Origin of the sequence: Plebeiibacterium sediminum (assembly GCF_026013605.1) — a bacterium.
Lineage (GTDB): Bacteria > Bacteroidota > Bacteroidia > Bacteroidales > Marinilabiliaceae > Saccharicrinis > Saccharicrinis sediminus.
In genome coordinates, this window is sequence record NZ_JAPDPJ010000051.1 from 24,480 (window position 1) to 47,177 (window position 22,698).

At 34.6% G+C, this 22,698-nt stretch carries 17 protein-coding genes; all 17 read right to left on the reverse strand.

The genetic code is table 11. The annotated features are described in order from the left end of the window. Nucleotides 1-3 precede the first annotated feature (3 nt). A complete protein-coding gene (locus tag OM075_RS17965; RefSeq protein WP_301191921.1) occupies nt 4-2,616 on the reverse strand; it encodes a DUF3945 domain-containing protein in 2,613 nt (870 codons plus the stop codon). Nucleotides 2,617-2,621: 5 nt separating this feature from the next. Next, complete coding sequence (locus OM075_RS17970) at nt 2,622-3,458, reverse strand: hypothetical protein (RefSeq protein ID WP_301191922.1); 837 nt, start codon at nt 3,456-3,458, stop codon at nt 2,622-2,624. Nucleotides 3,459-3,469: 11 nt separating this feature from the next. Then, nucleotides 3,470-5,338 carry a type IV secretory system conjugative DNA transfer family protein gene (locus OM075_RS17975; RefSeq protein ID WP_301191923.1) on the reverse strand — a complete coding sequence of 623 codons (1,869 nt, stop codon included), beginning with the start codon at nt 5,336-5,338 and terminating at the stop codon, nt 3,470-3,472. 4 nt (nt 5,339-5,342) lie between these two features. Then, the gene (locus tag OM075_RS17980; protein ID WP_301191924.1) at nt 5,343-6,209 is read right to left on the reverse strand and encodes a DUF4138 domain-containing protein; all 867 of its coding nucleotides are present in this window, start codon (nt 6,207-6,209) and stop codon (nt 5,343-5,345) included. 4 nt (nt 6,210-6,213) lie between these two features. Continuing rightward, complete coding sequence (traM, locus tag OM075_RS17985) at nt 6,214-7,275, reverse strand: conjugative transposon protein TraM (RefSeq protein ID WP_301191925.1); 1,062 nt, start codon at nt 7,273-7,275, stop codon at nt 6,214-6,216. 1 nt (nt 7,276) lies between these two features. Further along, a complete protein-coding gene (locus OM075_RS17990; protein ID WP_301191926.1) occupies nt 7,277-7,879 on the reverse strand; it encodes a hypothetical protein in 603 nt (200 codons plus the stop codon). Between the two features lie 8 nt (nt 7,880-7,887). Further along, on the reverse strand, nt 7,888-8,847 hold the full coding sequence (locus tag OM075_RS17995) for a hypothetical protein (protein WP_301191927.1): 960 nt from the start codon (nt 8,845-8,847) through the stop codon (nt 7,888-7,890). 4 nt (nt 8,848-8,851) lie between these two features. Continuing rightward, nucleotides 8,852-9,457 (reverse strand): hypothetical protein, encoded by a 606-nt coding sequence (locus OM075_RS18000; RefSeq protein ID WP_301191928.1) that lies wholly within the window; start codon nt 9,455-9,457, stop codon nt 8,852-8,854. Continuing rightward, nucleotides 9,454-11,970, reverse strand: a complete 2,517-nt coding sequence (locus OM075_RS18005; RefSeq protein ID WP_301191929.1) for a TraG family conjugative transposon ATPase — start codon at nt 11,968-11,970, stop codon at nt 9,454-9,456. The genes OM075_RS18000 and OM075_RS18005 overlap by 4 nt, the downstream gene beginning before the upstream one ends. Further along, a complete protein-coding gene (locus OM075_RS18010; RefSeq protein WP_301191930.1) occupies nt 11,963-12,253 on the reverse strand; it encodes a hypothetical protein in 291 nt (96 codons plus the stop codon). Before OM075_RS18010 ends, OM075_RS18005 begins: the two co-directional genes overlap by 8 nt. Then, entirely contained in the window at nt 12,253-12,531 is a 279-nt protein-coding gene (locus OM075_RS18015) for a hypothetical protein (RefSeq protein WP_301191931.1), read from the reverse strand. Before OM075_RS18015 ends, OM075_RS18010 begins: the two co-directional genes overlap by 1 nt. Before the next feature lie 10 nt (nt 12,532-12,541). Next, nucleotides 12,542-12,739 (reverse strand): hypothetical protein, encoded by a 198-nt coding sequence (locus tag OM075_RS18020; RefSeq protein WP_301191932.1) that lies wholly within the window; start codon nt 12,737-12,739, stop codon nt 12,542-12,544. 95 nt (nt 12,740-12,834) lie between these two features. After that, nucleotides 12,835-13,365 carry a hypothetical protein gene (locus OM075_RS18025; protein ID WP_301191933.1) on the reverse strand — a complete coding sequence of 177 codons (531 nt, stop codon included), beginning with the start codon at nt 13,363-13,365 and terminating at the stop codon, nt 12,835-12,837. After that, the gene (locus OM075_RS18030) at nt 13,362-13,988 is read right to left on the reverse strand and encodes a hypothetical protein (RefSeq protein WP_301191934.1); all 627 of its coding nucleotides are present in this window, start codon (nt 13,986-13,988) and stop codon (nt 13,362-13,364) included. Before OM075_RS18030 ends, OM075_RS18025 begins: the two co-directional genes overlap by 4 nt. Nucleotides 13,989-14,024: 36 nt before the next feature. Beyond that, complete coding sequence (locus OM075_RS18035) at nt 14,025-19,877, reverse strand: T9SS type A sorting domain-containing protein (protein WP_301191935.1); 5,853 nt, start codon at nt 19,875-19,877, stop codon at nt 14,025-14,027. Nucleotides 19,878-19,887: 10 nt separating this feature from the next. Continuing rightward, a complete protein-coding gene (locus OM075_RS18040; RefSeq protein WP_301191936.1) occupies nt 19,888-20,259 on the reverse strand; it encodes a DUF8696 domain-containing protein in 372 nt (123 codons plus the stop codon). A 2,252-nt stretch (nt 20,260-22,511) separates the two neighbouring features. Further along, nucleotides 22,512-22,698 (reverse strand): hypothetical protein (locus tag OM075_RS18045; RefSeq protein WP_301191937.1); only part of this gene is annotated, 187 nt, incomplete at its 5' end.

Consider the following 22,698-nt stretch of genomic DNA (forward strand, 5'->3'; position numbering starts at 1 on the left):
TTTTTATATATTGATACTTTGATTTTTTTCTGTACTTAATTTTGTTGTAATTCTTGTTTTGATCTCATCTGAAATAACGACTCCTTCTTTGGATAGTGTTTTAATCAAATCCTGATGTTCTTCAGTAGGGTTAAATCCTTTAGATAGAATTTCACCTACCCCTTGACTGTCATTATTTTTTATTCTGTCCTTTAACTTCTCACTTAAGGCTACATCTATTTTTAATTTAGTTTTTTCCGTATTTTCTGATGATCTGAGGACTTGCTCTTTATTGCTTTCCTGACTTTTCCCTTGAGTCTTCATATCTTTTGTGACACCAACGATATTCTCCAGTATTAACTCATTGGAATAGGTTTTACTGTTGATTGAATCCATCATTTGAATGGCTTCCTGGTTACTTAGAGCCACAATATTTGAATACTCCAATCCTGTTTTATCTTTGGTGATATTGACATTGGCCATAAAATAGCCATGTTTACCTTTAAACACTCTGGGTAACATCTTCTCTCCATTGGCCAATCTATTCTTATCCCCATATGATAAAGCATAACCTCCAATGGTTTTGGGTACTCCAATTTCTTTTTCAGTTTTAATAACCACCCTATTCTGTGCCTTATCTACTTGCAGATAGGCTTTAAAATCTTTATCCAGTTCCAGAGGGCCTAATACCTTTCCATTTTCCAGGTGTTGTTTCTCTTCTTTGGATAATTTGTATTTCAATATTTTGTCTTTGATAATCACCTCTGAGGGTCTGGCATAAGCTATTGATGGACTTAATACACCATCTTTATTTGGCTTTAGTTCTACAGAACCATCCATAATCCCATTATTGGTCACCATATTTTTTAATAATATGGTCTCTCCATCAGCCAGTCGTTCCTGATCTTCCTTAGATAAATTGACGCCTTGAATTTGCTTGGGAATTCTATTAGATACCTCTATAGCTTTTGGTGCTAAAACCACCTTTTCCTCTTTCTCTTTGGAGGTCAAAGCAGACTCTTCCCCCTTCATCTTTGAAGACGTTTGCTGTTTCTTCTTTTCTATACCCTTGTGATAAGCCTGTTGTTTACTGATATAATCCTTCTTATCGATAGTTTGCACATCATAGGTTTTTCTTTTGGCAGGTATCGATTTATAAGACAAATTACCGTCTTTACCTTTCTGCTTGACTTTAACTTCTACATTTTCAAATCCCTGGTAAGTAATTTTTATAAAGTCTCCTTTATGTATGTTGTTTTCCTCAATATTTCTTGAAAAATCCTTAGCCCAAAGGGTCCTTTCCTTTTGTGAATGATGGTCCTTGATTTGAAGAAAATAACTTTTTTCTCCTCCTTCTTCATGTTTATAGTTGGACCATCCAAAATGAATAAGTTCTCCGGCAATATCTTTAGGATCATACTTATAGTCATTCAATGTATTGGGAGTACTCCTTTCTATAGCATCCTCCTTTTTAGGGTCCTGTTTTTTGTTATTTTCAATAGTATTCATCTTCTTAGGATTGTTTGGATTTAAACTTTTTTTTTTCGAAGTATCAATAAGCTCATTCCAGTCTTTACCTGGTGCTTTATCAAGTATATAAATAGGCTCAAGCTGATAAGAAGCAATCAACTTATTTACAAGTGCTTTTAATTCCAAGATACTGGTGATCTCATATTTTTGTGCTGTTAATCCCTTTAATTTGATCTGCGCTTCTAAATAATCTTTTCTGGCAGTAATCAACTTTACCTTATCCTCACCTATCAAACCTCTAATCAATTTTAAATCAAAAGTGTATCCTGCAAAATCATTATCAAAAGAGGAGATGAGTCTTTTAAATGTTCCTTTCTGAATCATATCCACAATCATGTTTATCTGCTGATAACTTATGGTACCATTGGTAGAAAGCAGGAAATTATCTTTCCCCCCTTTTATTTGTTGGTAGGAAATCAAATCAATGGGACTCTCTCCCACCACTACATTCTTATGATGGGATTGATAATGTGAGGACCAAAAGGATTCAGCTTTTTTACTTCCGGCAGCAAAAAGTTTTTCTTCTGGATCCCTCATATCCAGACCAACCATCTGACCTTCCTTGGTACATGGAAAACCAGTCATCAGTGAACCATAATTGGATTTTGATTTATAACTATAGCGCTGACAATTAATGATCGTACCCTTTAAAAGTTCATCATCTAATATCTTCTTTGTGATACCTCGACTCTCTAAATACGAGGTATCATGTAAGGTTTGGGGATTATAATTTTCATATTTAAAGACAGCGGCTTTACGATGGTTGATCTTGTCCAGTATTATTTTATCTTCCTTAGGTATATTTAAAAATTCCTTTAAAACATCCGCTGCCTTAGCAAAATCGGCACTGGTTTTTCTACTGGTATTAACAAAGCCTTCAATACGATTCGCCACTAAATTGATGATATTACCATAATCATTATCATCATGGAGATTTTTATAAATTAAATCACCTGATTTACTATGTTTTAATACAAGAAGCTTATCACCATAAGGACCATTGAAAACAAATTGTCTTGAGGATGATTTCTTAGGGTCTTTCTTATAGCCGTCTCTGGATAGATAGGCTATTAAATCTACTTTATTTTTTAACTCATTAAAATCCATAGTCTTTATATGCAATCTATTATGTCAACATCATATTTTTCACTTAACTCATGTATCAATTGCTTTAAAATCCGATCTTCTATTGTAAAGCAATATTTGCAGTTAAAAGGATATTCCTTTTCCTCATAGTCCTCAAGACAATCCATCTTTTCGCCATATACGGTCAAGCTATCCTGATGCCTTGATACCAGTGTAAAAGAAGGCGTATTACCATTCAGATAATGAATATTACCATAAAACCACAATAGAACCTGATTAAACCTTATATGCTCATATCCATACCGATCCATTCTTTCTGCAATAGAAGCATAATGTTCCTGAATCAAAACACTATTATAAAGGGGGGAGCGCTCTTGGATATCTTTAATATTAGAGGTTAATAGTAGTTTTAAATCTGGTTTCATATCCTCCATTGCAGGAGACCAGCATGCCATTTGGTCCTTAGTATTAAAAACTGTTTTCCCATTAGATCCATAAGCATAGCCCTTAATACTTTTATTGTGAAACAATAGCACAGAGTCCCGATCACGATAATCCTTCCAGAGCTCTTTATCCTGGGTTGGCTTAAAATCATACAGACTTAAAAACACATCTGCATATTTTACCTCCCTTATGGAATCATCCATTTCCTTTCGCCCCTTAATATTTTTAGGTGAATCAAAATAGAAAGCCAGCGAATCTTTATCAAAGAGTTCTCTTTTCTCACGATGAATCACAATAGGCCCAAGCTCTGTTAGAAAAAGATATAAGGATTCCTGACCATCCGAATAATGAATATATTCCGATAGGATCATCTCTTTACTGTAGCCTTTAGATTCTAGTATACAATTCAATTCATTCATAAGACAAGGTATTAGGCTGTGGTACAATATTCTGATATATAGGAATCAACTTCCTCAATGATGCGTTTGTAATTCTTATTTACAATGGCTTCTACTTCTTCTTTGGAAAACTCAAGGCCATCCTTTTTTAGTAATTCTCTATTAAATGCCGGTATCTCTTTTAGCTCAAAATGCTGCTCTTTAGTCTGCACAGAGAAAAATGGTGGTTCTCCTCCTGTGACCATACCTGTAAAATGCCCTGGCTTTTGTCCTGTAATATCATTTACCCTGATGACTTTATCATATTGTTTTCTCACACTTTTCGAGGTGGAGGATTCATTATAAGAATGAGACAGATCATCCTTTTTATATTCCCCCATCATCCGAACTACTTTTTCTGCAGAATCCACGGATGTTTTACCACAAAAGATATTACTACAGTTATCCTGAATGATACGCGCCCGATCTTTTCCATAGGCTTCTTCCAATTGGGCAAATGTTTGTAGGGCCAGATAGGTTACCACTCCCTTTTTTCGAGCTTCAGCAGGAAGGGTTTCCAGCTTATCAATATAAATAGTTGGAAGCTCGTCGGCCATAAAGATGGATTTGTTTTTGCCAAGCTGATTCATTTGCATTCTACACACCTGTATAATACTTCCAATTATAGGGGTATGCACACCTCTTTGACCTGGAGAATTTCCCAGGCATAGCATAATTGGATGATCCTTATGGGTGATATCCAAGCCCATCTCTTCTCCATGTTTAGGGGCTAGCACATAATAACTTTCCTTGGTCCTAAGCTTAGCCACACTAAATTGTGTGGATCCTTCTGCCCCTGCAGCTTGTCCTCCTGCGCCTTGTTTGGTAAAAGGAGATATCACAGGCCGAATGTAAGGCGCTACCTCTTTATCCTGAAGTAAGATTCGCATAGCAGTCTCAAAGTCATTTAAAAGAAATTCTGTGACATGAGGTATGGTAGCCAATTGGGGTCTGGAATGTACAAAATGCCACACTGTACCTGCAAAGGCATAGATGGCATTGTCTGCCCAGAAATCTCTTTTAGTAGCCCATTCTTTATTCAGATTCACCATGATGGCAATACTTATCTCCAACGCATCATCAAAGGATTTGATATATTTAGGGGAGATGGGATTTACCTTGACTGTTCTGGGAAGATTCGTCAGATTGATAAATGCAAACTTGACTTTAGAGTGGCTATTTAATAATGCCGTATACACTACTTTGGTTAATAGACCTCCTTTTTCATTTAGGTTACCTTCATAATCATATACCAATCCGGCATAGCCTCTTTTTGCAAACTCAAATATATGGGGAATCACCATACTAAAAGATTTACCGGATCCTGCTGCCCCTTCTACCCAAATACCGGCAGCGGCATTGGGAATCCATAAAGTACCCTTGTCCTTGGTCTGCACAGGTAATGGATTTTCTCCTTTCTCACGATTTATGCCTAATGGTTTCTGATCCGATAAGGCAATGCTTGACAGATGTGATGCTGCAAGGGGTAATAGAACTATGGTGAAAACAAACACCATAGGATAGAGATATATGGCATAGAAGTCGGATGCTGTATATCCTTTAAAAAACGCGATCATCAAAATAGGTACTGCAATAAGGGCCACCTGTGTGGTTTTACTTTTTTCCTTGAACTTTTGAAAAAAAGTAGTGGCTATAATTAAGGCAACAACCATAAGTCTAAGTAGGGTTAAATGCTGCGAAGTATTGATTTTGGAGAGTACTTTAAACAATAAGTCCACTCCTGCACTTTGATGAAAGTGGATAAGTTCATATACCGCAATCCAATGAAAAACCAATAAGAAAACGCTAATGATAATCCCACTGATACAGATCCATATGATATTTTTCTTTTCCTGATCCATATCTTTAGTTTTTAATGATCTGCGCTTTTACAATTTGCTGGGGATTGATTTTAAGTTCAATCATCCGCTCCCCTTCCTTTTCCCATAGGTTGACGATCAGGTTCTTCTTTTTATCCAGGGTAAATTTGTCAAATACCGCAATCACCTTATCTTCCTTTGAGGATTGTATTTCATTGAAGGCTTGATAAGTATAATAAGGCTTAACCGTCTCATCTACCACCACACCTTGCTTTTTCCCTTTTCCTTTTAGTTTGATTAGATAACCCAAATAACCGATTTCATATTTTACATTAGATTGGTTTTTAATGCTGAATTTAAGGTAGAGCTTGTCCTGTTTGACGTAGATATTATCCAGTTGAAAGATGATACCTAAGGCAGCATTTGCCGATAAAAAGGAATGTTCTGTTTTTTCATATAAATCTTTACACACGTATGCAACATACTTATCCTCGGATAATTCAATCATATCCTTTTCTTCGTTTTTTTCTGAAGTATTAGCCGGAGTGGTCGCGATCTTTTTAAACTGAACAGCATCCTGTTTTTCTATGGTAATCAATTGATTTTCCGGAAAAGCATTATAGGTTAATATAAAATTATAATAAGCTTTCTCGGTCTCAACAAAAAGATTGGTATTTTGAAAATGGGCGATTCCTGCCGCCAATTTCAACCTGTTTTTACTGGGTTGCTCAGACAAGATATCTTCATATTCTCCCGTCTTACCCAGTCCAATATCATAGCTAATGATATTCGAAGGGAAAATCACATGGATTGTAGTAGTCAACCCGACTTCTATAGTTTTATATTTCTTGTTTTCAGCAAAGCATAAGGTCTGAATAAAAACAAGCATGAGGATAAAATAGCTTTGTCTCATATTGTTAGGATTTTTGCTTTAATACCATTTTAGTGCCTTTTCTTAGCTCAACCACAGGATCGGAAATCTTTTTTCGCGTGGCGGCTTGTGTCAGGGCTCCTAAATAGGGAACATTAACAGTTTGGGCCACTTCATCCACAATAGTAGCTGTGGCATCATTTTTAATCTCGTAGTTGATCTCGTTATTCAAGGATAAGCCCTGGTTACCAGTTAGGGTATAAGCGTATAAATCGCAGTAGGTGGTACTCTCTCCCACCTGAAGCGCTTCAACGATGATATCCATTCTATTTTTGGATAGTCTTACATTTCCCTCTACAATGGTATTGGATGGAATTGTTTTTCCATTTAAACTGCCGGATTCAATAGTCCGTAATAAAATGATATCCCCCGTTTTTACTTTCTGGGTTTGCAATATGGCCACTTTTAATCCTGGCTTCATCCCGGCATCATCGCTAACCTGATCGTTGTGAGCACTCACACTTCTCCCCTCCTCTTTAAAATTACTGGCAAACCCTACCCTACGAACTGTTTTTGCTTCTACCTCCTCAGATGATACTCCCTTTATTGAGGGGGATTGAAGATTGTTAGTTGTAGTGTATTTAGAATGAGTTACAATCGTTTTCTTTGAACTAATTGCAGACTCTGTATTCTCCAACTCCTTTTGATCACTACTGTTGGATAAGGTGGATTGTTTAAAATAAGACGTTTTAACAGGCTGAGGATCATCTTTATAAACGATGGCTTTAGATGTTCCATCTTTATGAATCTCCTTCTCCCCCTTAAGAAGAATGGTATCTTGCTCAGGATGATAGGTATCCTGATCTATCTGATTGTTCAAATAATCACTGAAGGAATAATCGGATACTTCTCTTTTATAGTTTCTTTGTTTTTTTCGAAGTTGCTCCAATTGAGAATCTTCATTGCTCTCAATATGCTTTATCTTTCCCGAAGGAGATACCTTTGTCAAGGATGGTTCGGGTTTATACTCTAAATAAGCAAATAAGGCCACTAATACGCCTCCAATAAGGGCAATACCTACCTTTACTTTTTTATCCTGAAAATCCATATTAATAGTCTAAAACTTTATTATTAAAACAATCCACTTCATCCAAAACAATAGCCAGTGGATTCTTGTCTGCACGCGAGTTCAAATCTTTACTCTTAAAACGGATATACATATTGCGTTTAAGATCTTTGGTCTTGGTGATGATAATTTGTTTGCCAAAGACATAGCCCGTGTAGTCATCCTCCATCAAAACCGAATCAATCTGACACTGATAGACCCATCCTTTCTCTTTGATATTTTGTTGCATCCCTTCATCATCATAGCCTATTAGTACATTTTCAGAACAGTTTCCACATAACTCCAGGGCTTCACGAATATTTGACTCCTGATTATACCGGTCTGCAGCATACCTGGATTTATAAAACATCTTGGCCGCAAGGATTCTTTCATAGATCCGATCTTTATATTGGAATCCTTGTTTGAGCTCCGCCTTATAGGCTTTTCCATCGACAGCAATCCATGTGGTATTGGTAAATTTTTGAATCAGTCGATAATTGTAATACACAGAGATACCTACTACTGCAGACATACCCATAATTCCTATTAAAAATAGTATTTTAAAGGTCTTATGTTCTTTTCTATAACTATTGATTTCGTTCAGCATAATATCTTTTATTTTACACTCATCGCATCTCTGGATGCATCACTTATATTATCTACATTATTGGATCCCGCATTTGCTCCTGCCACACTTCCCATCTTACTGAGTACTGAGGTCACTCCTTTCCCCATGGCCATAGTTGCCAATTGTCCCGTTTGGCTTAAGAACCTTCCAGCATCTGCATTTCCAACTACTTTACCTGCAATCCAAAATGGAAGGAGGTACAGGATAATCATCGTGGTGTTAATGATGTTATGTGTCATGATATTTTCAAGACCGGTTTTCTCTATCACTTCAGCAAAGTGTGCGATGTTGATTCCTTCCAAAATATTATACACTGTGGGAATAAAAAGCATGGTAATCCATGTGGAAAGCCAGGAATAAAACTTACTTTCAAATCCAGGAAGAATGGAAAACAGGATGGCAAAGGGCCCCAGGACATAAAAGACCTTAATCAACACATTGGTCAATGCGGCCACGATACCTCTTATGGTTAATAGTAATAGATCGGAGCCCATAACTCCAGTCACCTGTGTTAATAGGAAGGTTTTTATGGTGGCTTTTAAGGTAGCCCATTCAGCCTGAATCCATTCCATGGTGGATAAATCCGGTTCACCATTTTCTTCAATAACCTTCTGCTTGGCCTGGTCCCCTTGTTCTTTGATATATGCAGTCATTATTTGAGTCTTACTTAGTTTAGGCTTGGAATACTCATACATAATCCCCATTAATGAGCTGGTAGTCACAGCCAGCGGGATATACCATACCAAACAAAAAGCAAGAACCACAACTCTTGATATCTTGGAGACATCAATGGGTTTCATTCCTTTACTTTTAAATAAGGTAACCGCCATATTATAGACAAAGGCAATGGCAATAAACAATGCTTTAAAGCTTAAACAGACCAGAATGATCTCTGCGGTATATTTAGTGAGCCATCCTGTTATTCGTGGAAAATCAAATAGTTCCATAGTTTTAGTTATATAGGTCGATTATAGATTTTACATACTCCTGTTTGGACTCTGATTCCAGATTCTCTTTGGCATTGATATAATTATGCACATAGATTTCTCTTTCCAAGGACATGTTTAGGGCCTTAAAATTAAGCTGGCTTTCTGTAAAATTATCCAATGCCACAGATACAATACTCCACCTTTCGGCCTGGGTCATCTTGGTACCTTTGGTTAAAACTGAATTGAGTTGATCGACGGCCAGCTGCAATTTTCGAATATTGATCTGGTATTGGAAGTTCCCCAGGCACGAGTTCGTTATCCCTAAGTCGACAGCGACCTCCAGATTCATCTGGAGGTTTTGGATCATACAAGTCGTGGATTCAATGATTTTAATTAACTCAATAACCGAGGCCGTCTTTTTTATCCAGGATACATTCTCCTTGACTTCTTCAACGGTACTGGCTATTTTCTTTAACTTAGCTAAGGTGGTTCCCAGGTTGAGCAGTTCACCGGTAGTTTTAGCGGCTTGTACTAAATTTACCGGATCATGAACAATGGCCTGTCCTTGGATCTGATGGGTCATAAAAAGCAAAAGCAAACTGATAATAAGGGTTTTTAGTAGGTTCATAACTGAGTGATTTTGGTCTGTTGGTTTTTTAACTGGTCCATGGAAATAAGACCTTCTTCATGTAGCTGTTGCAAAAAATGCAGCTTGATGTTTTCTTCTGTATATTGATTAATGGCATATTCCAAATTGCCTGTATCCTGGAAATGTTTACTAATGCGAGCCTTCTCCTCTCCTTTGGATGAATAAGTAGCGATGGTTTTCTTGGCCGATTCCAATCGAACTAACATGGATTTATCCCCTTGTTTGAGAAAAAACTCTCGATACCCCTGTTCATCCCTTCGTTTGGCATCTTTCATCATGGTTATTTCAAAGTCCGTAAGACTCAACCAGGCTTTTAAATCATCATAGTTCTTCACGGTTCCCCTTCGCATCAGGATCATCGTATCGGCATTGGCAATCAGTGATCGCGCCATCTCTTTTCCTACATTTTGATATAGATCTGTGATCGCCTGAGTGGCCAAACACACGGATCCTTCATTTTTTCTAAAAGTCCGATATAAATATTCTACAAAGCCACTTAACTGACCTTTTAAAACCTTCCATCCTTCATCAATGATAAATCGCTTCTTCTGTCCTCGTAATTTTCTCACTTTTTCCATCACCATCTCCATGATGATCAATCCCACCACTGGAAAAGCATAAATATCCTCTGCTACTGCTTCGATATCAAAGACAATAAACCGCTCTGTGGTTAGTTCGATGGTTTCTCTGGAGTTTAACAAGGTCTTGTATTTACCAAAGACAAAAGGTTCTAAGGTAATAATGAAGGCTTCTTTATTAAATATGGATTTTCTTTGCTCCTGGATTTCATACTCCTCTTTGACAAAGGCGTAAAATTCAGTTAAATCCGGAAATTTAGAGCTTTGATTTATGTATTTGTAAAAGGAGTCAATAATGTCCATGATAATGGCATATTCCTCATTATTGGCACTATTTCCGCCTTTCCATACCGACAGCAGTATGGATTGGATGAAAAGTAATTTATCCGGATCAGGACAATACATGCCCTCGCTATCTTTTGAACAAATAAAAATCGCAAAGGATAAAGAGCTTAGATCTGAGGAATTAAAATACCTCCCATTATGAAAGATACATTGGTCCTTATAGGAATGCCCCACATCTAATATGATCACATGGTATCCTTGTTCCAGATCCTGATCAATGATATTATTGACCGTAAAGGATTTTCCTGTTCCGGATCCGCCTTCAATAATCGCATTTCTATTGGCAATATGTGGAGAGTTCCATAAATCTATCACGATCGGATTGCCAAAGCGATCTGTAAACAGATGTCCTTCATAACTTCCCCTTGTAGTGCTTTCATAGGTAAAATAGGTCAGGGCATGTTCCATCGCTGTAATAAAAGAGCGGTAATTGCCCCTGGTATAGCCAGGCGTTGTTCCGACCCAAATGGGCAGCGCTTCTTGAAAAGGTTCTACATAGGATTGACAATCGTTGATATTTCTTAAGGTTGTATTGGCAATAGTGGTCTTTTCTTCCAGCTCACTTAATGTATGACAGGGTATAATCACATTTAAAGACATATCCACAACCGTATACCCCCGGTTGGATATGGCATCCTTAAAGCCACTGATATCCTGAATACGCTTGGTAGCATCAGTCATGCCCACCACAGACATAAAGCTTTCTTTTGAACTGGCGAAAAACAATTTCAAATTGGTTCTTTCCTTATTGCGGATAATAAAAGTTCTGGTCAGTGTATGATTAAACGGAAGACCAAATCCTGCCTGATAGGTATTGCCTAATTTTAAAGAGATGCCTTTTTCAACCTTAAGATCCGAATCCTCGGTCTCAGTGCTGCCCTTATGTGATTTACAATGTTGAACGACCTCTCCATGGTTTATCATAGAAATCACACCTACATACTGATCTCCTACTTTTAATTTTCCATCGTCTTTTAATATGGGGGCTAATCTTTTACCCTTCGTATAGTCATTCTCAAAAGTCCAATGCCTATAGATGTTATTTACCAAATCCTCTGTGGATAAATGGTGTATTTCAATGCCATCAATAGAAGATAAAACAGAGCCTAATTCTTTTCTTAATCGTTCGGCTTTCTCATAGGTTTTAGGAAATCCTTTAAATGGATTTCTTAAATAATTCGAAAGCTTGACTGCGGAATTGGCATTTTCGGTTAAAGCATGAATCTTTTTATCCGGATAGGATATGTATAAATAACTGGTATGTCTTAATAAGGATCGACCTAACAGGTTTTTATGATTCTCTTTTAAAGTAAAACTTTGAAGCGCCTTTGGGTCCTTATATTCATCTACATAGTAACAATCCTGTTGCGAAACGACAGTTCCTTCAGGTAAAATAGAGAAAGCAGATAAAAACTGATTGTATAGGGATTGATAATCGGTTTCAGAAAGCGTAAAAACATCCGGAAAATGAATTTTATAACCCCAGGTTATGTCTCCTATACCTGATAGAATTTTAGAGGCCGAAATGCGTGTAATTGGAAATATATGTTGAACGTCGATATTATTCATTATCTATGATTTTTTCTATGAGATTATCCGTATCTGAATAATGGTCTTTGACATGAATTTTCTTAAGCTGCTCTGAGATATAATCCGGACACCCCTGGTTCTCGGCACTTTTCATTTTTCGGATGATCCATATGATAATGGGAAAGGTAATAAACAGACTATATACACTGGCAATCCCTGGCATCAAGGCACAACCTACCAATACAACCAGATTCATTACTGAGACTCCCATTATCCTGGTTTCTTTGTTTATTCTACATAAGGTTCTTTCTCTTGACTCCATTATTTAAATATGACTAAAAAGGCACCTTTTAATACTAGCACCACAAGAAATATGGTGTAAGACATTTTCTGATTGGTCATATTAAAAATGATATTGGCTACCATAAATACAAATGCTGCGATTAATAGTATGGTTAATATGGTACTAATGAGACTTAATAAACTGGTGGTTTGTGTTTGCAGCGCACTATCCACTTCACTAATGGATTGAGCGGCCACATAAGAAGCTAATGAAAAGCAAGCACTTAAAGTAAAGAAGGATTTTTTTAATGTGTTCATGATTTAAAATTTAGATTAAACGATTTATTTCTAGTGAATTATATTTATTTATCTCCAGCATAGCCTTAACTTCAATAGTCTCCTTGAGAGCTTCCTCATAGCTCACCTCTACGCCTTGCGTTAGATCCTTTTCTGCTGCTGTTTGGGTCATGGGATTGTCTGGTGAACCTGGCATCCAAATGAGCGGATCAGTTTGATCTTCATTCATATTTTCTTTCCTTAAAAGTGTTTTAACCAAAATGGTAAGCATAAGAAGTAGCGCTATGACAAAACAGGCTACGAGTATCCAAGTATACTGCATGCTTATTTAAGAATATATTTAATACCAACACTGACCTGATATTGCCAATTGCCTATGATGGAATTGGTCCTGTATAGTTGTTCAAATGAGCTATACAGCGCATAACGACTTAAAAAAAGTTCGGCTTCCATTTTAGCCAGTGCTCCGGGTGTAAATTTATTTTTACTTAAATGAAGAATGCTATTCTCGATTTTTTCATAGGACACAAAGGTTCCTCCTCCTATGGATGCATAAAATCTCTGCCTCTTAATAATGGGTTTACTTAAACAAAGATTTGCTGAAACAATATTGTATTGGTTCTTGGTTGCATAATTACCTTTATCGTATTCTAAATTTAAATTGGTAATACTGGCATTCTTATTAATGCGTGAATATCCCAGATCAAATCCTACGCCATCAGCCGTATAATGTGAGGATAGATTTATCATCCGTGAATCATAACAATGGGGCGTAATGGATCCGATTTCTTGTTCACTTTGCGCCTGAATATAAAGGGGGGACAATAATAGTATTAGCAGGATGTATTTTTTCATAGTTCAATCGTTTTATAGATGATTTCTGACCACTCTTGATCGTTATCTTTAACTTGTACACCTATTTCATAGGTGCCTTCTTCTTGAAATATGTAGTTGATGGAACTATGATAAGTTTTATCAATCTCTTTTCTATTGACATAAAAACGATACAATTCAATCCCCCCTTGATACTTCTCATCTTGATCATAACTATCGCTGGCATCTATAGTCACATTCAAATCAGATGCTGATACGTTCAGCTTTGCAATGGGTCCCAGATTTTCAAAGACCACTAGTGTGAAAGTGGCTTTGGATATCTTGCCCCAGGAGTCCTTATAAGATATTGTTACAGGAAAACTACCGGTCTGATCTAAAGCAAATCTTATATTGTTTTCATCCTGTATCTCATATCTGAGATCTGTTAAAACAGTTGGCAGAATACCATTCACTTCTTCATCTTCTATCAAATAGGCAGCATCATAATAGTTTTGATTGATCTTAACCGAGTCATTAACAAAGTCAATATCATTGTTTATGGTTAGTACCGGATCTTGATTATAATCACTAAAATAATCCTCTGTACGGGTACAGGAGCAGAGAACAACAAGCAGCATGGCCAGTTGCAAAATAGAATTTTTCATGGTTTAGAATTTAAGCCCTCTTTCGAGGGCATCTGGTTATTTTTTTATAATTCGTTTTTTATAAGTTTGTTTACCATCTTGAATCAATAGAATATACATTCCTTTTTGAAGTGTGGATAGATTTAACGTGAGTTCTTTAGTGTCTTCTCCCCCCTTAATAAAGGTGTTATATACAGTCTGCCCTACAATATTTATAATACTCACTACTAATTCCTCTTCTTTTGCATGGCTTACTTCTAATGTAAGATCATTAACAAAAGGAATAGGATAAACTTCTATTGTAAAAGGAGACTCGCTTCCAAAATCTTCACTCAGTTCAATCCTGCCTACTCCGGATTTAGACTCTCCATACAAAGGTGATTCTGCATTCACATAAAGGAAGTTAGTTTTCTCAAAATTAAAAACACATCCTGTTTGTGTTGTCACCTCCAATGAAAGATCATACCAGCCTTCCCAATGTAAATACTGCTCAGGGTTGGTATCATACATGGTTTCATACCATCCTTTTTCATTGTGATTGAGTAACCATTCATAGTTGAATTCACCTGGATCCAGATTGGATTCTATATTTGGATAAAAAACAACCTTATTACCGTTGGTAATACTTTCTTTATTAAAAGTACTGGTCTCAATATTGGTATTGACGTAATCAACAATAATACTGATCTCTTTTAAATCTCCTTTACAACCAATCTCATCTTCTATTTGATAGTAATAGTTTGTACTTCCTGTAGCAGTGAAATGAATTTGTCCTTCATTACTGATCAAATTCAAAGATTGATCGTACCACAACATATTATCCAGATTAGAGTTTATGGTAACCTCTTCATTAAGGCAATATTCATTCTCATAGGATATTTCTGGTGTAATCACCTCTGTTAATGGTTCAATGCCTACTATATTAGAATAAGCCACAGCTGTTCCGCTAACTACTTTTCTTCTATAGTAGGTGGTGGTAGTAATCAGATCACTCGGTGAAATCTCATAGTCGTTTTGTCCAAATAACTCTGTCCAGTTCTCTCCATCTGTTGAACGCTCCCAATAATAGGAATATATGCCAATGCCTCCTTCAGCAAGAGTGCCTGATAATTTTGAAGCAGTAGAATTATAACATATGGTTTGATTATTACCTATAGTCCCTGCAATTAATCTCGTGGCCACATACACCGTCACTATATTACTTTCTACATCACTACAATTGCCACTGGTCACCATTCTTTTGAAATAAGTTGTTTTTGTCAATGCTGAAGGTTGATAATCTTCGTTATAAGCATTGGCTATATTCACCCAGTTTGTATTATCAGTGGATTTCTGCCATTGATAGGTATATTCCCCTGTCCCACCACTAGCTGAAGTACCTAGCAGTTTATCAGGAACAGCATTGTAACCTATATTCTGATCTTCTTCAATCGTTCCAGGTTCGATGGCCTCATTGATAGATATTAGTATCTCATTTGTATAAGCTGTCCCACATGTGGATACAATCTTCTTTCTAAAAAATGTAGATTCTGTTAATATGGAAGGCTCATAATATTCCGTATGAATACTTGGAATATCTTCCCATGTCGTACCATTTAAGGATTGCTCCCAGATGATCTCATATTCTGAGGCATTAGGATAAGCATCAACAGTGATTGGTGATGGTACAACATTATTACATGTAGACTGGTCTCCGATAATGATACCGGCATCCAACATGCCATCAACGGTGATACGAACGATATTGGTGTATAACTCTCCGTTAGAGGCTGTATATGCTTTCTTTCTATAATAAATAGATGTGGTTAAAGCTCCTGGCTGATAACTACTACTTGTTGCTCCAATTATATCTGTCCAATCTGTACCATCTAACGAATACTGCCATTGCTCACTAATAATTCCACTCCCCGTTGTAATATCTTCTATGGCTGAAGGTACGGTATTATAACAGATGGTTTGGTTATTACCAATGGTTCCTATGATTTCATTTTCTGTAGTAACCGTAATAGCAACCATATTAGAATATAAAGCTCCACATTGACATTCCGAACATCTACGGAAATAGGTGGTTTGTGTTAATGAAGCAGGTGCATAACTTTCATTGTTAGCACTAACAATATTTACCCAGGTGAGTTTATCCGTAGATTTTTGCCATTGATAAGTTATATCCCCACTCCCACCGGTTGCTGCTGTAGAGGAATTTAATATTTCAGGCGTTGAATTGTATATGATAGTTTGATCATTACTTATTGTTCCTGCTGTAAATTCTTCATAAACATTGATTAAAGTAACATCTGAATAGATCGTACCGCTTTCATCAATAACCACAAGACGATAATAAGTAGACCTTTGTAAAGATCCCGGTTGGTATGAACTGTTATTGGCTCCATAAATATCTGTCCAGGTAGTACGGTTCTCTGACTGTTGCCATTGATAGGCATAATCACCACTTCCTCCTGAAATACTTTTCACGCTTATAATCTCAGGAAAGGTATTATAACAAATCGTTTGTGATTCAGTGATCTCTCCAACCTGCAATTGTCCAATAATGGAAATGGTTACACTATTACTTGCTATACTATTACAATCATCAGAAGTTATCCTACGGTATAAAGTACTTGTTGTAAGATTAGATGGTGAATAGTTTAGCGATATTGCTCCATTAATATCCGTCCAGGTTGCATTATCTGTTGAACTTTGCCATTGATAGGTGTAATCTTCTGATCCGCCACTGGCAGAGCTTCCTGTAATCATAGTTGGTATAGTACCATAATATATGGATTGGTCTCCTGTGATAATTCCTTCCTCAAGTTCACTATACACAGTAATAAGTATGCTATTGGAATATTCATCAGTACAATCATCGCTAACTTTTCGTCGGAAATAAGTGGTTTGTGTAAGTACTGGTGGTGTATAATTCTGCGAGTTTACAGAAATGATATCAACCCAATGCGTGTTGTCTGTAGATTTTTGCCATTGGTAAGCTATATCTCCACTCCCACCCTCTGCAGATTCTCCTATTATCTGACCTGGAACGGTATTGTAACATATTGTTTGTGTCCCTTCTATTTCTCCTGAATATAAAGCACTATTGACTGTTACTTGAATTGAGTTTGTAAATACAGTTCCACAAGGATCTGTTTCTTTCCGGCGAAAATAAGTGGTCTCTATCAGCGCTGTGGGAGAATAATTCTGTGCTGTTGCACCACTTATATCTGACCAGGTAGCATTATCTGTAGATCTTTGCCATTGATAGGTATACTCCCCTGAGCCTCCTGTTGGTAAACCTGAATTTGTTAATATCCCAGGAACTGTATTATAACAAATAGTTTGATCTCCTGTAATGGTGCCAGAAATAAATTCTTCTCTTACTGTTATTGTAACAGTATTACTATATAGAATATTACAATCATCAACAACTTTTCTACGGAGAAATGTTGTTTGAATTAAGGCTGTTGGGGTATAGCTAATGGATTTCGCATTATTTATATCTGTCCATGAATTTCCATCTAATGAGCTTTGCCATTGATAAATATAATTTCCTGTTCCGCCATTCGCAGAAGTTCCAACAATTTGAAAGGGAATACTATTAAAGCAAATTGTTTGATCTCCCGATATTGTTCCTTCGGATAAATTATTATAAACTGAAATTAATACGCTATTTGAATATACACTGGTGCAGTTATCAGACACCTTCCTACGGAAATAAGTTGCCTGTGTTAATGCTGATGGTGTATAATTTTGCGTATTGGCAGAAATAATGTCCGACCAAGTTACATTATCTGTAGACCTTTGCCATTGGTACGTATAGCTTCCTGTTCCACCACTTGCAGAAGCACTTTTAATTTGACTAGGTAAAGTATTATAACAGATAGTTTGCGTACCTTCAATATTCCCTGTATATAATGCACTATTTACATTTATTTTAATAGAGTTTGTATATCCTGTTGCACATTCATCGGTATCCTTTCTGCGAAAATAAGTGGATTGTGTTAATGCAGATGGTGTGTAATTTTGAGATGTAGCTCCATTTATATCAAACCACAAATTATTATCCGTAGACTTTTGCCATTGGAATGAATAGCTTCCAGATCCTCCACTTGGAAGCACAGTATTGGTTAATATTTCTGGTATTGTATTATAACATATAGTTTGATCTCGAGATATGCTTCCAACTTCTAACTCCTCAAAGACAGTTACAATAATACTATTAGAATAAAGACTAGAACATAAATCCGAATCTATTCTGCGAAAGTAGGTTGTTTGGTTTAATGATGTTGGTTTATAATTTTGTGATGTTGCTCCATTTATAGAAGACCAGCTTGAGTTATTTGTTGAACTTTGCCACTGATACGTGTAACTTCCAGATCCTCCGCTTGCTGATGTTCCAGTTATCTGTGAAGGAGCTGTTTGATAACAAATTGATTGTGTTCCAGATATAGTTCCTGAACTTAATTCCTCTCTTATAGTAATTTTAACGCTATTACTATTTCCTATCCCACAATCATCTGTGACTTTTCTACGAAAATATGTTGTTAAATTTAGTGTCGAAGGGGTATAATTTGAGATGTTTGTTCCACTTATATCAGACCATGAAATGCCATTTAATGAACTTTGCCATTGATAAATATAATTTCCATTACCTCCACTTGCAGGTATCCCTGTTATCTGAGAAGGGACAGTGTTATAACAAACTATTTGATCATTACTAATTGTTCCAGCATCGATTGCATCTCTAACTGTAATTTTAATAGACTCACTATTAACACTTATACATTCATCGATAACCTTCCTACGAAAATATGTAGTCTTAATTAATGGTAACGAAGCATAATTTTGAGATGTTGCTCCTGATATATTTGACCATGTTGCATTATCGTTTGAACTTTGCCATTGATATTTGTAATCTTCGGAACCACCGCTTGCTGATGTTCCTGTAATTTGTAACGGAGCTATATTATAACAGATGGTTTGTATTCCAGATAATGTTCCTGAACTTAGTTCGTCTCTTACAGTTACTGTTATTACATTGCTATACACCATTCCACAATCATCAGTATCTCTTCTACGAAAAAAAGTAGTTTGAATTAAGGCAGATGGTGTATAGTCTAGTAGTGTGGCACCTGATATATTAGACCATGAACTACCATTTGTTGACTTTTGCCATTGATAAGTATAGCTTTCTGAGCCTCCATTTGCCGAAGTACCAGAAAATTGTGAAGGTATACTATTATAACATATAGTTTGTGTTCCAAATATTGTTCCTGAACTTAATTCGTCTCTCACAGTTACTGTTAATACATTACTATAATCTATTCCACAATCATCAATATCTACTCTTCGGAAATATGTTGTTTGAGTTAAAGCTGAGGGTGTATAAAATTGATAAGTTGCTCCACTAATGTCAAACCACGAAACATTATCAGTTGATTTTTGCCATTGAAAATTGTAATTATCACTTCCTCCAGTTGGAAAATCTCCTGAAAGTTGATTAGGCGTTGTATTATAACAAATTGTTTGGGTTCCTGTTACTGTTCCTACATTAAATTCATCATAAACTGTTATTGTTATGACGTTAGAAGATACACCATTACCCGCAGATACAAATTTATAATAAGTAGTTTCGCTTAATTCTGAGGGTGTATAGCTTAGGCCAGAACGATCAAAATAAATACTTTTTAATATACTCCAATTACTTTGATCAGTTGATGTATATATATAAACTCCAATACTTCTTGAAAAATCTGATTCCTTTGTGGATGTAAATGTTATTGTTGCAGGTTGACTATTATTACAAATAGCTTGATCTCCAATTGCAGTCAATGAAATAAGATCACCAGCAAACGCTCCTGATAAAGAATTGAACAAAGAAGCTAATATAAATAATACTAGTTTATTTGAATAAGGCATGAGTTTGGTTTTAATTTTCAATTATTGTGATAGTAATGATATTTGATATTATAGAATTAACAATTAATCTATAGTATGTTGTTTGTGTTAATGCTCCAGGTTGGTAACCTATAACATCCTCTCCCCTATTCCAATATTCATATTTAACATTAGTCCAATTTTTTCCATCTATTGATTTCTGATAAATACCTTTGGGAGGTCTTGAATGATAATTTGTATTAACTGATAATGTTATTCTTTCAGGAATAGTATTATATGTAATTGTTTGGTCTCCAGAAAGGGTAATGGAATATACATTCTCAATTATATCTTTATTATATATTTCATTATCAATCTCGTTTTCACATGCTATTAAAATAATAAATAGAAATGCTACTAACATATTTTTTACTGTTAGAATTCTCATAGTATACTAAATGGTTATCTATAACTAATGAATATATCATTAGTTGCTTATATTATATAAAAATGAAATCTATTCTAATATTATTAAATATTAGTCAAGGAAGCAGGAACATTACATTTTTGATAATGTAGTATTAAGCAATGAGATGTAGAATGAATTTGGTTTAGGTTTAATTAATTCGGGTCTACATGATGTTTAGTTAATTTGATCTAATTTCAGATTTTGGTTTAGGTCTTCATTTTGTACAATTCAAGTTAAAGATGAAACATATTGAATTTTGATTCGTATAAACGTGTGTATATCAAAAATAATATTTTTTTCACAAAAAAAAAAATTATTTATTCAAATTAAATATTTAGAATAGAATTCATTAAGCTCTGAAATAAGAATTAAAAATATTAATCTATTTTCCTTTATTACAAAATAGTATTTTAGTAAATACTTTTTCTTACCAAATAAACTTTTAAAATAATCATATTCAAACCAAATTATAATAAGTATTAGTTCATGATACTTAGATATAAATTATTGATAAGTAACTACACCTAGTGGAAATTTTATCTTTAAAAAAAGCAAAACGGCAAAATTTGCCGTTTTGCTTTTTTTAATATTAATATAGTTGTATAAAAAAGTTAATCTCCATTTTATTTACAACCATTGTATATACTAATAATTGTAAAGTAACAAATATATAGAAGTTATAATTATCGAATTAGATAACACTAATTACATTAAAATAAATTATTAACATTTACTATAATGATTGAACATCAGATTTTGTAATCTCAATCATATATCTAAGTTTAACAAAGAAATTAAATGAATTTAAAATAATTGTACTAATAATTAAATCAAAAACACACTTAAATATAAGTAACCATACACAGTAATATTCAAATAAAATAGAAATGATACTATTTACAAGGTATTCTATAATGAACTTAATCATAGATTAATTAAATCTGTTAATTAAAATAGCAGACATTTGTAAATAATTAATGTTTAGATATTTAGTAATTCTATCTATGATGATAATTATAATGACATATCTCAAAATGTTAATTCAATTTTTGGTTCATACTATTGATTATTTAACGAATAAATCCGCAATTATACATTATTGTAAGTATCTATACACATTGACATATTAGTATCTACAAGTAGGTTAAAAGAAGAAAAGTTCACCCTCTATTAACTTTGTATTACTCAATGAAAAGTATATATTCTAAAAATAGGGTAAACTAAACCTGAGTAAAATCTTTAAATATTGTTCAAAGTCATTTACATGTTAACTATTTCCTGCACTAATCAAGATCTACCAATACCATTAATCATATAGCAAAAAATAATAAATGAAAATGTGTATTGCCACGTCGTAATAGTTTTTGCCATGAATAGAATATTTTGTTGAGCAACATTAGGTGATCCAGCATTTCAGACATGCTTTAATGTAAGTAACTATACACATTAATTTGTATCTGATAAATAAATAATAATAGGGTAATAAAATCAAAATATATGTAATCTTTCTTGTTTTTAAGATAGATTTCAGGAAAGGTTAATATTTATAAATATCTAATATACAAGCAATATCGAGAATTCAACTAGAAACAGTTGTGACGGGACAGTTGTATTGAAATATCTTAATTATTCAAATCAAGAATAGAGTATATTATTGAGCAACATTAGTAGTACTAAAATTACAAACTAACCTAAATCTAAGTAACTATACACGGTTATCTTTAAATATAACTATGGATAAATAGACTAGTTTATTACTTAGAACTGTATATTTAGATATTGCAATGATTCTGAAAGGATAAATTTTCCTTATATATTAATATATAAGGAAACTGCATTGAGATATCATAATTGTTTATGTCATTAATAGAGTATTATATTGAATAACATTAGCACTATAGCATAACAGACATACTTTAACATAAGTAACTGTACGCATTAATTATAATCTATTAAATAAGAATAATAAGGTAGTAAGATCAAAAATATGCGTAGTCATTCTTGTTATTAAGATAGAAATCAGAAAAGTTGAATGTTTATAAATATCTAATATACAAGCAATATCGAAAACAATACAACAAACAGTAATGATGATAAAGTTGTATTGAGATATCTCATTTGTTTAAATCATAAATAGAGTATTTTATTGAGTAACATTAGGAGCTCAAGTAATACAGACATACTTTAATGTAAGTAACTATACGCATTCATTTTAATCTATTAAATAAGAATAATATGGTAGTAAGATCAAAATTTAGCGTAGTCATTCTTGTTATTAAGATAGAAATCAGGAAAGTTGAATGTTTATAAATAACTAATATACAACCCATATCAATAATCATACAGCAAAAAGTAATAAATGAAATGTGCTTTGCCATGAATAGAGTATTTAAT

Bases quoted from the DNA above. Each gene is read 5' to 3' on its own strand.
- OM075_RS17990 (WP_301191926.1), bottom strand. From the start codon at position 7,879: ATGCTGAACGAAATCAATAGTTATAGAAAAGAACATAAGACCTTTAAA.
- OM075_RS18015 (WP_301191931.1), bottom strand. From the start codon at position 12,531: ATGAACACATTAAAAAAATCCTTCTTTACTTTAAGTGCTTGCTTTTCA.
- OM075_RS18005 (WP_301191929.1), bottom strand. From the start codon at position 11,970: ATGAATAATATCGACGTTCAACATATATTTCCAATTACACGCATTTCG.
- OM075_RS18030 (WP_301191934.1), bottom strand. From the start codon at position 13,988: ATGAAAAATTCTATTTTGCAACTGGCCATGCTGCTTGTTGTTCTCTGC.
- OM075_RS18020 (WP_301191932.1), bottom strand. From the start codon at position 12,739: ATGAATGAAGATCAAACTGATCCGCTCATTTGGATGCCAGGTTCACCA.
- OM075_RS17975 (WP_301191923.1), bottom strand. From the start codon at position 5,338: ATGGATCAGGAAAAGAAAAATATCATATGGATCTGTATCAGTGGGATT.
- OM075_RS17980 (WP_301191924.1), bottom strand. From the start codon at position 6,209: ATGAGACAAAGCTATTTTATCCTCATGCTTGTTTTTATTCAGACCTTA.
- OM075_RS17965 (WP_301191921.1), bottom strand. From the start codon at position 2,616: ATGGATTTTAATGAGTTAAAAAATAAAGTAGATTTAATAGCCTATCTA.
- OM075_RS17970 (WP_301191922.1), bottom strand. From the start codon at position 3,458: ATGAATGAATTGAATTGTATACTAGAATCTAAAGGCTACAGTAAAGAG.
- traM (WP_301191925.1), bottom strand. From the start codon at position 7,275: ATGGATTTTCAGGATAAAAAAGTAAAGGTAGGTATTGCCCTTATTGGA.
- OM075_RS18040 (WP_301191936.1), bottom strand. From the start codon at position 20,259: ATGTTAGTAGCATTTCTATTTATTATTTTAATAGCATGTGAAAACGAG.
- OM075_RS18010 (WP_301191930.1), bottom strand. From the start codon at position 12,253: ATGGAGTCAAGAGAAAGAACCTTATGTAGAATAAACAAAGAAACCAGG.
- OM075_RS18000 (WP_301191928.1), bottom strand. From the start codon at position 9,457: ATGAACCTACTAAAAACCCTTATTATCAGTTTGCTTTTGCTTTTTATG.
- OM075_RS18035 (WP_301191935.1), bottom strand. From the start codon at position 19,877: ATGCCTTATTCAAATAAACTAGTATTATTTATATTAGCTTCTTTGTTC.
- OM075_RS17995 (WP_301191927.1), bottom strand. From the start codon at position 8,847: ATGGAACTATTTGATTTTCCACGAATAACAGGATGGCTCACTAAATAT.
- OM075_RS18025 (WP_301191933.1), bottom strand. From the start codon at position 13,365: ATGAAAAAATACATCCTGCTAATACTATTATTGTCCCCCCTTTATATT.